Origin of the sequence: Massilia violaceinigra (assembly GCF_002752675.1) — a bacterium.
GTDB lineage: Bacteria > Pseudomonadota > Gammaproteobacteria > Burkholderiales > Burkholderiaceae_D > Telluria_A > Telluria_A violaceinigra.
Genome location: NZ_CP024608.1, coordinates 67,766 through 80,067, shown reverse-complemented (window position 1 = coordinate 80,067; position 12,302 = coordinate 67,766). Strand labels below are relative to the sequence as shown.

Below are 12,302 nucleotides of genomic sequence, written 5' to 3'. Positions count from 1 at the left end.
CGAGGTGGATTGTTCGCCTTCGTGCCCCATCGCCACCAGTTAAAACGCAAAACTCCCTGCATCGAGCACCAGCGCCGCCGCCCCGCAGGCCGGACTGGTGGCCTGGCGATTGCCGCTGCTGGTCGCCTGGTTGCGTTCCCACACATCCGCCACCGCGCCGTGCTTGAGGAATTTGTACTGGATCGCGGTCGACGGCGGCAACTGTACCGTGCGCGACCACGCCGCATTGGCGCCGCTGCCCTCGATCGCCAGCTGGTTGCCGTTGGTCGCGGTCCAGTTGCCCAGCTCGTTGCGGTTGCCCGTCACATGCACGTTCTGCCCCGGCACCGTATTCGCATTGGCCACGCGGAAGGTCACCGCCACGGTGCTGCAGGCTGGCGGCGTGCTTCCGCCGCCGCTGACTTTCTGATTCACATGCAAGGCCAGCGCCGGCACGCTGGCACCGCCATTGCCCGCAAGGCTGACGCTGACGATGCCGTTGCTGCCGACCGTTGCGCTGTCGCCGCTGCAAGCTGTCTGCGCGGCATTGAGCTTGCCCGTCACGACATTGCAGTACGTCCCCGCCGGCAGCAGCGTTTGCAGAGAGGCATTCCACGCCGCTCCGTCATTGTTGATCGCGACGAAGCCCTTGCTGCCGCGCGCAAAGGCAATCTGGTTCGGCGTGCCGTTGACGAAGTGGTCGATCCCCTGGCCGGCCGTGGCCGCGCGGAAGGCGACCATATTGGAAATGTCCGACCAGCGGTGAATGAAATCCCACGACTGGTTGATCAGCGGATTGCCGTTCGCATCGAACGGGCTCGCTGCCGGCGGACCCTGGTCGTAGCTGTTGAAGCGAAAGCCCGAATGCACCTGCGCGTGTCCGTACGGCCAGGCCAGCATGAAGATATTGGCCAGGTCGTAGCGCTTGCTGCCCTGGGTGTCGTTGACCTGCCCCGCCACGTAGTTGCTGGCCACCAGCGAACTGCCGTTGCGTTCGGTGTCCCAGTTGTTGACGAACACGCTCGCCTTGTCGCTTGGCACGAAGCCCCAGGTCCCGCCCCAGTTGCCGGGCGTGCCCATGATGCTGCGGATCTGCGCAAGATTGGCGCCGTTCTCGTTGCGAAACACGGCTTTCATGGCGTACGCGTACTGGAATTCGTTCAGGGTGCCGTTGCCGAAGTAGCCCGAGCGCACCACGTTGCTGTCCGGGATGACCTCCTGCGTGAGCCACAGCGCTTCGCCCGAGGTGGTGGTGCGGTTGGTGCCGGCCAGGATGGCGCTGATGTCGCCCGGCGCCATGTGCTTGGCGGCGTCGATGCGCAGGCCGTCCACGCCCATCGCCACCAGCTTGTTGAAGAAGGTGCGCACCTGGCCCTGGACGTAGCTGCTCTCGGTCTTGAGGTCGGGCAGGCCGCTCAGGCGGCAGTTGGTCACGCTGTTGCGGTTGCCCGGCGAGCCGTAGTCGCCGCCCTGGATGTCGCAGGCCGGATGAAAATCCAGGCCGCTGAAGTTGGGGTAGGTCAGCGCGCTCGAATTCCAGGCCGAGCCGTTGGTGGCGGTGCCGGCGCCGGCCGCCATGTGGTTCACCACCACGTCCGCGTACACGCGCACCTTGGCGGCGTGGCAGGTATTGATCATCGCCTGGAATTCGGCTTCGGTCCCCATGTTGCTTGCGAGCGAAGTGAAGTTGACGGGCTGGTAGATGTCCCACCACGTGCCCAGGCTGGCGGACGCCTGCGGCGGCGATACCTGGACCGCGCCGTAGCCCTGCGGGCCGAGCCAGTTGGTGCACTCGCGGGCGATGTCGTTCCATTTCCAGCGGAACATCTGGACCGAGGTGTCCGGGGCGTTGAAACCGGCCGCGCTTGCTTGGCCGGAAGCGGCGCCGAACAGGACGCCGGCGGCGATCAGCGAGCGCACCAGGGGCGATGTACGAAGTGATGTCATGTTGCTTCCTTATGGTTTTTGGTAGTGGAATGCACAACAGTTACAGCAGAAGCACGCTGATCCCATCTGTCTCCATGCATGGGATGCGGCCGTGTGAAACGCGGACGGTATTGCGGCGCCGGGTGGGCACCGGACGGAGGCTGCGGGCTGTGCCCTTATGTGTCTCCGGAGTGGGAATGTAGCATAACTACATTGAATGTAAAGTGAAGTATAAAGAATGTATCAATTTTGTTTAGGGATGAAAGGTTTGCTGTATTTCATCTCACGTCGATGTAGCATATCTACATCGCTTTGGTTGGCGCAAAAAAACAAAAAAGCCGGAGGAAAGATCCCCCGGCCCACCCCAAGCCCCACGCTTGTTTACTGCAGGATGTCTAACGCTGGTACGCCCCGATATCGATGCCGCTATCCCTGGCGCGCGCCTTGCCGGCGATGTCGGCTGGTAAAGCGAGTTCGCCGCTGCCCTTGCCGACCCCGGGCGAGCTGGGGCGCAGGCGGAAATCCGGCAGGCCGCCCTTGCCGTAGCGCACGAACTGCGGCGCTTGCGCCACCGTGCCGCTATGCTTGAGGCCGTTTTTCAGCTGCCAGTCGGCGACCGCGTTCAGGTACACCAGGTTGTTGCGGTAGCTGTTGTGCAGGCCCGTCGAACCCTGCTCCGAGATGCCGTATTTGTTGTCGTAGACGATGTTGTTGTGCACATTGGTGAAATCGTTCGGCCCCTTGATGTAGTAGGGGTCGCCGCCGCCGACCAGGATCCCCGTCATCGAGCGGGCGATCGTGTTGTGGCTCACGACAACCTTGGTGGCGTCGTGCCACATCTGGATCGCAGCGCCGCCGATGGCATACAGCACATTGTTGGTGACGCTGCCGGTGGTGCTCATGTTGATGCCCTGGACGAAGCGGCAATCGGTGGGGCCGATGTCATGCACGGTATTGCCGGTCACCGTGCCCATGCGGCCCTTGTAGTAGCTGTCGATGCTGATGCCGGCCGCGCTGGCGCTGGTGCAGGGCACGTCCTGGCCCACATGGTGCACGTGGTTGTTGCGGATCAGCGCGCCCGAGCCGGCGTTGTAGATGCCGTAGGTCCAGCGTACGCCGCCGTGGCCGTTGCGCCCGTCCACCTGGAAGCCGACGATGTCGACAAAGTCGCCGCGGTTTTCCCACGCCATCTTGGTGGTCGAGCCGCGCGGCGGCACCAGGCGCGCGCCGCCGCGCACGGTGGAAATGTAGCTGATGCGGCGCTCGGCCGTGCCGCTCATCGTGGTGCGAAAGCCGCCCGCGTACGTGCCCGGCGCCACGTGCACGGTGGTGCCGGGCAGGGCGACCCTGGATGCGCGCGGGATGGTTTCGAACGGCTGGGACGACGTGCCCGGATTGGCGTCCGAACCGTTGCTCGCAACGTAGTAGTGGTAGCTGGCGGCTGCCGGGGCGACGGCCGCCGGTGTGCCTGGCGCCGGGTTACCGGACGCCGAGGTGCCGCGCGCCGACAAGGACAGCCCGAGGCAGGCAAGGCATGCTGCCAGCAGGAGAGGATGGTGTGGCCTGGACAAGTTCATCAACAGTTCCTTTTCGCCGGATCGTGCTGGAAGAGGTGAGGCGGATGCCGGAATCGAACCGACTTCCCCAGCGTTGCAAGCTGGTGCATTGCCATTTTGCTACTCCGCCATGGGAGTAGTGTCCACCCGCATCGCGTCATACCATGCCGACTGGATCAAACAAACCGTTTGCGCTCCGCCCAAAGAAAAGCGGCCCTCGTGGGGCCGCATGAACTTGTTTGAGAAAGCGCTATTTACGGGGCGATCGCCTTGGCGTCGGCACCGGTCGCGCCACCCTCGGCCCGGCTGTAATTGTTGATCACATAGCGGCTGGCCAGGCTGGCCACGTGGGTCAGCATCATGTTGTCGTGAACGCCCAGGGTGAAGCCGGCCGACATGGCGTTGGCGCGCTGGAAGAATTCGGGATTGGCCACCACGCGGCCCTTGCCGTCGGTGATTTTCAGGCGCAGCAGCACGCCCGAGCTGCCGGCCAGTGGCCCCAGCAGCACGCGCTGGGCGCCGCGCTTGAAGCTCATCTGCTCGATCACAGGCTGGATGATCAGGGTGCGGCCATTCGCCGGGCGCACGTTCCATTCCAGCAGCGAGGCCGACAAATCCTTCTGCAGGTTGGCTTCGATCTTGTTCAGGCCATCCCGATCGGCCTTGACGTCGGGCCCGAACACCACCGGCTTGACGTCGATGCGGCCAAACGCCGAAAACGCTTCGGATGGCGGCGGATTGGTGGTCGACGACGCCTTGATTCTGGTGGCGCCACAGCCTTGCAGCAATACCGCACCCGACAGGCATGAAGCAAAAAGCAATGCTTTGGAGGTGATGTTCATGGTAAATCCTTGGTCAGTCATTTAGTCAATTGCCCGGCATGTGCAAGCAGTGCCGATAATATCGTAAATCCATTAGCCTTCACTAATAAATAACTTCCTAACGGAAACACAACAGAGGGCGGGAACCAGCCCGGCCGGCGCTTGCCTGCATGGCGCAAGCAACGCCACGAAACAGGAGAATCGGGTATATTTAACCATTACCGATAGCTATCTGTGCAGCTGGCAAACGATAGCGGCGGGACCGCGCCAGATGTGAAATGAGCGCCCGCGGCTTGCTTGTCCGGGGGCGGTGCCAAACCTGGAAAGCCATTATCTTGCTTGATGCCCCAGTACCCGCCGACGAAAGCGCGCGCATGGCCGCACTATGCGGCCTCAATATCCTCGATACCCCGCCCGAGGAGCGCTTCGACCGCATCACGCGCAGCGCCCAGCGCATGTTCGACTGTCCGATCGCGCTGATGACCCTGGTCGACAGCGAACGCCAGTGGTTCAAATCGCGCCTTGGCCTCGATGTGCCTGAAACGCCGCGCAATATCTCCTTTTGCGCGCACGCGATCCTGCGCAACTTCCCATTCGTCATTCCCGACGCGGCCGCCGACCCGCGCTTTGCCGATAATCCGCTGGTGCTCGGTCCCCCGCACATCCGCTTTTACGCCGGCATTCCCCTGCGCGCCGATAACGGCGCCCTGGTCGCCACCCTGTGCCTGATCGACCGCGTGCCGCGCAGCTTTTCCGACGACGATATTGCCGCCCTGTGCGACCTGGCGCAATGGGCCGAACTCGAACTGAATGTGTACACGATCAAGCAGGCCACCGAGGTCAGCCGCGAAAAGGAAGCGCGCCTGCGGGCGATTGTCGAACACGCGGGCGACGCCATCATCACCATCGACGACCAGGGCCTGGTCGAAACCTTCAATCCCGAGGCGCAGCGCCTGTTCGCATGCCGGCCCGACCAGATCATCGGCGGGTCATTCAGCAAGCTGGTGGCGCGTCATTACCGTGCCGCCGTCACCAGTTATGTGCGCGCACTGGCGCGCGACGGCATCGGCGACGGCGTGCGCATCAACCGCCAGGTATTCGGGCAGCGCAGCGACGGTACCCGTTTTCCGGCCAACCTGGTGGTGAGCGAAATGCACATCAACGGGCGCCGCGCCTTTACCGGCCTGGTACGCGATATTTCGGCGCGGCGCCGCAAGGCCGATGAAATGAAACGCCTGAACCGGCGCCTGGCGGAGACGCTCAGCCTGCAGCAGGCGATTTTGAACAGCAATAACTACGCCATCATTTACGTCAATGTGCACGGCCAGGTCATCATGTTCAACGATGGCGCGCAGCGCATGCTCGGTTATTCCGAAGCCGAAATGCGCACCCAGTCGTCGTTGCTGGTGCTGCACGACCCGGCGGAGCTGGAAGCGCGCGTGCATGCGCTCAGCGCCGAACTGGGGCGTCCGATCCGGCCTGGCGCGGAAATGTTCATCGCCAAGGCGCGCGAGCGCCTGCCCGACGAATCCGAATGGACGTATATCCGCAAGGATGGCAGCCGGCTGCCGGTACTGTTGTCGGTTTCCGCCGTCTGGGATGATGAAAACGCGCTGTCCGGCTTTGTCGGCATCGCCCAGGACATCAGCGAACGCAAGAAAATGGAAAACATGAAGAATGAATTCATTTCCACGGTCTCTCATGAACTGAGAACGCCGATGACCTCCATCAAAGGCTCGCTCGGCCTGCTGGCGGGCGGCGCGGCGGGCGAGATTCCCGTGCGCGCCAAGGTGCTGCTCGATATCGCCAGCAAGAATTGCGACCGCCTGGTGCGCCTGATTAACGACATTCTCGACGTCGAAAAAATCGAGTCCGGCAATATGCGTTTCGAGCCGGTGGTCCAGCCCTTGCTGCCGCTGGTGGAACAGGCCATCGCCGCAACCCATGCCTTTGCCTCTCCCTTCAAGGTCAGCTTCGATCTGCGTTCCGACAATGGCGACCTGATGGTGGCCGCCGATACCGACCGGCTGATCCAGGTGATCGTCAACCTGCTTTCGAACGCGGCCAAGTTCGCCCCGCCCGGCGGCGTGGTCGAAGTGCGCCTGCTGCGCCAGCCGGGATACGCGCGCCTGTCGGTGACCGATCATGGCCCCGGTATTCCCGACCAGTTCCGCAGCCGTATTTTCCAGAAATTCGCCCAGGCCGATGCGTCGGACACGCGCCCGAAAGGCGGCACCGGCCTTGGCCTGAATATCTCGAAAGCCATCATCGAACGGCATCGCGGCCGCATCGATTTTCTCAGCGAATGCGGCGTGCGCACCGAGTTTTTCTTTGAACTGCCGCTCGCGGCATAACCGCTTTTTTCAGGACGTCCTTATTTATGACTGCACTTTCCCTGGTCCTGTACGTGGAAGACGATCCCGATATCCAGACCGTCGCCCAGATGGCGCTCGAAATGGTCGGCGGACTGGCCTTGCGTACCTGCAGTTCGGGCCGCGAAGCGCTGGCGGCGGCCGCAGAGTGCAAGCCGGACCTGCTCCTGCTCGACGTCATGATGCCCGGAATGGACGGCCCGACGACCCTGTCCGAATTGCGCAAGCTGCCCAATACCGCCAGCACGCCGGTCATTTTCATGACGGCCAAGGTCCAGGCCAGCGAAGTGGCATATTACCGCTCGCTCGGCGCGCTCGGCGTGATCGCCAAACCCTTCGATCCGATGCAGTTGCCGCTGCAAGTGCGCCAGCTGTGGGACGAGGCGATGGCATGAACACGCCCGCCGATCTGCAGGCCAAGGTGGCGCTGCTGGCACAGGGATTCCGCACGCGCCTGCCGGCCCGTTTCGAGCAGATGGATGCGGCGTATGCGCTGTGCCGCAGCGATATGGCCGAGCGCGCGCACGGGCAGGAACTGTACCGGCTATTGCATTCGCTGGGCGGCGCGGCCGGTACGTTTGGTGCGGCCGAGCTGGGACTGGCGGCGCGCCGCATCGAAGAAAAAATCAAAACGCAGCTTGCCGAAAACGACTGGACAATCGAGAATCTGGATGACATCGGTGCCGACATGGCCGCGCTGCGGCTCATGGCCTTGTCCACGCCGGCAGCGTAAAGACAGCGCCTATCAGGCAGGAACAGGAAATCATGGATACATCGACGATCTACAGCAAAACTTCCAAAGGCATGACGGAGCTGAAAAACGGGTGCAAGAACCTGGCCCGCGATCCGGCCCGGGTTTTATCGATGATTAACGGACGCTCCAGCGTGCACGATTTTCTCGCGCTGGGCGGCATGTCGATCGATAAGCTCGTCAGCGAGCTCGACGCGCTGACCAAACAGGGTCTGGTGCGCGTGTTTGCCGGTGCACAGCAAAGCCTGCCGGCAGCGCAGGCACAGGCCGCCATGCACGATGACGGATTCGATTTTTCGGAAACCCTGCCGACCCTCGACGTGACCGAGCTGACCCCGCAAGAGAGCGTGGAAGCCTGGGCCCAGGCCCGGCGCGGCGCGACCGAACTGAAAAACACCGGCTTCTATTCGTACGGGAACAAGGCGCAGCTGGGCGCGAGCAAACATGCCCTGACGGCCCTGGTGGTCGAAGACGATGAGGAACTGTCGGAACTGCTGGTGGTGCTGCTGAGCGAAAAGGGTTTTACCGTGCATGCGGCCGGCAACATGAACGATGCGCTGGCGGTGGTGCAGACCGCCATGGCGCCCGACCTGGTGCTGCTCGACATCGTCCTGCCCGGCCTGCCAGGGAAGGATGGCTTCGATCTGCTGGCCGCCATCCGCCGCAATGAGGGCTGGTCCAAGGCGCCGGTGGTCATGGTGACGTCGGAAGTATCCGACGACCAGGTAATGAAAGGCTTAAAGGCGGGAGCCGACGGCTACATCTTCAAACCCTTCAAATGGGAAACGCTGTATTCCTGCATCCAGAGCGTGGTCGGCATCTGACGTGATCGCATGACGCGCCGGCATACCCGCGCTGGTATACCGGCGCCGGTTTTTTTTGGCATTGCCAGCGCTGTCCGCAAAAGCGCTTTCCCTGCACTCGCGCTGTTGATCTCCCTCCTTGTTGTTCCTTCCTTTGTCTCCCCGCGTACATAGCTCTCGCTATGGTTCATCGCCAGCCAGAAAGTAAGCTTGCGTAAAGGCTACCGGGCGCTCGGAAAATGCTTACACGGCTAGACTGGCTCCACAGTGTTATTGGTTTAATGACATTATTTAAAAAGGAGATCCACATGCTGAAAACGACTTTGATCAAATGTGTATTGGGCGCCGCTATTGCCACCGCTTTCGCCATGCCGGTCACCAGCTACGCCCAAGCGGGCAAGGCGACAATGGACACGCCAGCGGCAAGCGCGCTGAACAAGGCCGACCAGAAAATCGTGGCCGACATGGCACGCGCGAACATGGCCGAAATCGAGGCTGGCAAGCTGGCGCTGGCCAACAGCCAGAACGCGCAAGTGAAAGCGTTCGCGCAGCAAATGATCGACGATCACACCAAGGCGCTGGGCGACGTGACGCAACTTGCGCAAACCAAGGGCGTCACGCTCCCGACCGAGCTCGACAGCAAGCACAAGGCGATGGCCGCGAAGCTGAGCAAGCTGACCGGCGATCCCTTCGACAAGGCTTACATGGCCCAGGCAGGCGTGGGCGACCACAAGGCCGTGCACGCGGCGCTGAAAAAGTTCGAAGCCAAGGCCAAGGACCCGGACGTTAAAGCCCTGGCCGCGAAGATGCTGCCGACCGTCGAACAGCACCTGCATTCGGCTATCAGCCTGACCCCCGCCAAGGGCGGCGCCAAAGGCACCAAAGCTCCAGTAACGGGCGAAGCGAACGATCACAGCTCGCCAGGCGGCGCCGCGCACGGAGCCGCCCATAACACGCCGATGGCAGGCGCCAAAACGCCGGCTCCTGCGGCCGGTGTCAAGCCGCCGGTGGCGGGCGCTACGAACGAGCAGAACGCCGGCAAGCGCTAGTGGCATGACATTGCCGGCGCAGCGCGCGCCGGTACGTGACGGCGAGGTTGGCCATATCAGCCTCGCCATGACTGGCACGATGCCGCTTTTGCGCTCGTTCTGCGTCCCGTATCTGTCGTATTTATCTCACTAATTCCCTCCTCTTTGACGGCTTTCGGGGCATACGGCTGGCGTCGACTAAATTCCTAATAAAAATGTTGCGCCCTGTCATCTGAACGATAAAACGCGAAGCTTAAAGTCAGACATCTGCTTTCGCCAATCGTTCAATTTTCCGGGACCGCCATGCCAGCCGCCGCCTTCCTTGTGATCTGCCGTAGCCTGCTGCGTGACCTGCGCCATCGGAAGGTGCCGGCATGAGCGAAGCGCCGCACAGCCTGCGCGACCTGATCAGCGATCGCCAGCACGACCGCATCCTGCGCCTGTCGTTTCCGCACAACGATGGTCCGGCCACGCAATTGCTGGTCAACTCGCTCGACGCATTCGAGGCGTTGTCCAAGCCGTTTGAATACATCGTCGAGCTGCTATCGGACGAGCCGAATATCCCGCTCAAAAGCCTTCAGGGGAAGATGCTGTGCGTGCAGCTTGTGCGCAAGGACGGCAGCATGCGCTATTTCACCGGCCGGGTTTTCGGTTTCAGTCTCAAGACGGTCGATGGAGGCGTGTCGTATTACGAGGCGCGGATGGGGCCCTGGTACAACTATCTGGACATGCGCAAGGATAACTACCTGTTTCACAACACCACGCTTTACCAGCAGACCGCCAGCATTTTCGGCGACTACGGTAACGTGGCCGACTGGGACTGGCGCGTGAGCGGTGCCGATACAATCATGACTGACGCCTGCCAGTTCGGCGAAACCGACAGCAATTACCTGGAGCGGCGCTGGGCAACGGCGGGCATACATTATTGGTTCGAACATACGGAGCATGGCCACAAACTGGTGCTCTCGGATGATTCGACCAGCGCGCCGGCGATTGATGGCGATCCCGAGGTGCCATTTCAGCGGCATGGTGGATCGGCCGAAGAAGATGGCATCTGCGAATGGTCGCCGGGCCGCCAGATCACCCAGGGGACGCTGGCACTGGCGTCCTATGATTTCAAGACCGGCCGGCCGGCGACAACATCGCTGCCAACGGTGCAGCAGCAGGGCGACGTGCTCGATATCGAGTCGTACGAATACGCAGGAGCCTACGGCTTCAAGGACAGCGGCAACGCGCGCGAGGTAGCGCAGCGCCAGATCGAGGCGCTTGAAGCGGGCGGAAAGCAGTTCGATGGCAGTGGCAATAACCGCCACGCCATGCCGGGCCGCTGGTTCCGCCTATCGGGACATTTTGATGCCGCCACCTTGGGCGATGACGCGCAGGCGCGCGAATTCCTGATTACCGAAGTCCATCACAGTGCGAGCAATAATTACCACTGCAAGGCCGCCACGCCATCGCATTATGAAAATCGGCTCAAGGCGATCCGCAAAATCATTACCTGGCGGCCTCCGCGCGGGCATAACAGCAGCGACACGCGCATTCACGGCATCCAGACCGCCACGGTTGTCGGTCCCGCCGGTGAAGAGATTCACACCGACGAATACGGGCGCGTACGCGTGCAATTCCACTGGGACCGCGCGGGAATCAACGACGAGAAAAGCTCCACATGGCTGCGCGTTGCAACGCCCTGGGCGGGCGCCAATTTTGGTATGACCACCATTCCCCGCGTCGGAACCGAAGTGCTGGTGCAGTTCATGGATGGCAATCCGGATCGTCCGATCATCACCGGCATGGTTCCGAATGTGAATACCATGCCGCCCTGGACACTGCCGGATAACAAAACCCAGTCCGGCATCCTCACGCGTTCCACCCCGGGCGGCAGATACGACAATGCCAATGCGCTGCGTTTCGAGGACAAGAAAGGCGCGGAGCAGCTTTGGCTACATGCAGAAAAGGACCAGCTGACGGAAGTCGAGCACGATGAAGATAAATGGGTCGGCAATGACCGGCGCAAGACCATCGATCGCGACGAGACCAGTCATATCAAGCGTGACCGCACCGAGACCGTCAACCGCGATGAAACCATTACGGTCCATCACGACCGTACCGAAACGGTTGACCATGATGAAACCATTACCGTTCATAACAACCGCAGCGAGCGGGTCGACCATAACGAAGCGATCAGCATCGGCAACCATCGCGATGAGGACGTGGGCAAGAACGAAACGATCCACATTGGCCAGAACCGCACCGAGACGGTGGGGCAGAACGAACGCATCACGATCGGGAGCAACCGCGACAAGGATGTTCACAATAATGAGTCCGACAAAATCGGCAAGAACTGGTCGATCAAGGTGGGCCGCCTGAAGAAGGAAAATATCGGCATGGCCAATCTGGAGAATATCGGCCTGGCGCGCATGACCAATATCGGCATTGCGTACTCGCTGATCGTGGGGATGGTCCGTAATACCGCCGTGGGCGTGGCCGACCTGCTGACGGTGGGCAAATCGCGCAAGGTGACGGTGGGCGAAACGCAGGAAGTCAGCATCGGCAAAATGGAAACCAGAACCATTGGACAAAGCCACATCACTTCGGTCGGCGAGCATCTGGAACTGGTGTGCGGAGCGGCCAAGATTGTCTTGCGCAGCGATGGCAGCATCTTTTTGCAAGGCACCCAGATTCATTTGCAGGGCAGCGCGCAGATCAACGCCGACGGCGGCTTGGTGCAGCTCAATTGCGGCGCTGCCAAAGCTCCGCCAGCCGCGCCCGGGGCGAAGAAGGAAACGCCTCCCGACACGACAGCGGCGACTGGATCTTCGCTGGTCGATTGCGGTGGCCCGTGTACGGGCGGCATCGATACCGGTCTGGAAAAGTTGATGAGCGGGGAAATGAGTCCGTTGGCCGTATTCAAGGAACTCAAGAATCTTGCCCAGACGGCGAAAGCGGTGAAGAACGGCGACGTTGGCGCCATTGTGAATGTGGTTGGCTCGGTGGCCAGCGGCGCGGCGGCTGTCATCAAGGGCAGCGGCAAGGGTGCCGGCGGTATTTAAACCTGTTTCGATTCAC

At 61.8% G+C, this 12,302-nt stretch carries 9 protein-coding genes and 1 tRNA gene; 6 read left to right on the top strand and 4 right to left on the bottom strand.

The window, feature by feature from the left end; translation table 11 throughout:
* Positions 1-39: 39 nt before the first annotated feature.
* From CR152_RS00385 to CR152_RS00370, 4 genes are all read right to left on the bottom strand, one after another.
* The gene (locus tag CR152_RS00385) at positions 40-1,926 is read right to left on the bottom strand and encodes a carbohydrate-binding module family 20 domain-containing protein (protein ID WP_229413228.1); all 1,887 of its coding nucleotides are present in this window, start codon (positions 1,924-1,926) and stop codon (positions 40-42) included.
* Positions 1,927-2,300: 374 nt separating this feature from the next.
* On the bottom strand, positions 2,301-3,482 hold the full coding sequence (locus CR152_RS00380) for a right-handed parallel beta-helix repeat-containing protein (protein WP_099872764.1): 1,182 nt from the start codon (positions 3,480-3,482) through the stop codon (positions 2,301-2,303).
* A 38-nt stretch (positions 3,483-3,520) separates the two neighbouring features.
* A tRNA-Cys gene (locus CR152_RS00375) sits at positions 3,521-3,591 on the bottom strand.
* 124 nt (positions 3,592-3,715) lie between these two features.
* Entirely contained in the window at positions 3,716-4,303 is a 588-nt protein-coding gene (locus CR152_RS00370) for a hypothetical protein (RefSeq protein WP_099872761.1), read from the bottom strand.
* 353 nt (positions 4,304-4,656) lie between these two features.
* Here CR152_RS00370 and CR152_RS00365 point away from each other — a divergent pair, with 353 nt between their 5' ends.
* From CR152_RS00365 to CR152_RS00340, 6 genes are all read left to right on the top strand, one after another.
* On the top strand, positions 4,657-6,636 hold the full coding sequence (locus tag CR152_RS00365) for a PAS domain S-box protein (RefSeq protein ID WP_099872759.1): 1,980 nt from the start codon (positions 4,657-4,659) through the stop codon (positions 6,634-6,636).
* A gap of 26 nt (positions 6,637-6,662) precedes the next feature.
* The gene (locus tag CR152_RS00360) at positions 6,663-7,049 is read left to right on the top strand and encodes a response regulator (protein WP_099872756.1); all 387 of its coding nucleotides are present in this window, start codon (positions 6,663-6,665) and stop codon (positions 7,047-7,049) included.
* Positions 7,046-7,387 (top strand): Hpt domain-containing protein, encoded by a 342-nt coding sequence (locus CR152_RS00355; RefSeq protein WP_099872753.1) that lies wholly within the window; start codon positions 7,046-7,048, stop codon positions 7,385-7,387. Before CR152_RS00360 ends, CR152_RS00355 begins: the two co-directional genes overlap by 4 nt.
* 32 nt (positions 7,388-7,419) lie before the next feature.
* The gene (locus tag CR152_RS00350; RefSeq protein WP_099872750.1) at positions 7,420-8,229 is read left to right on the top strand and encodes a response regulator; all 810 of its coding nucleotides are present in this window, start codon (positions 7,420-7,422) and stop codon (positions 8,227-8,229) included.
* Between the two features lie 287 nt (positions 8,230-8,516).
* Positions 8,517-9,257 carry a DUF4142 domain-containing protein gene (locus tag CR152_RS00345; protein ID WP_099872747.1) on the top strand — a complete coding sequence of 247 codons (741 nt, stop codon included), beginning with the start codon at positions 8,517-8,519 and terminating at the stop codon, positions 9,255-9,257.
* Between the two features lie 353 nt (positions 9,258-9,610).
* Complete coding sequence (locus CR152_RS00340; protein WP_099872744.1) at positions 9,611-12,286, top strand: type VI secretion system Vgr family protein; 2,676 nt, start codon at positions 9,611-9,613, stop codon at positions 12,284-12,286.
* Positions 12,287-12,302 lie beyond the last annotated feature (16 nt).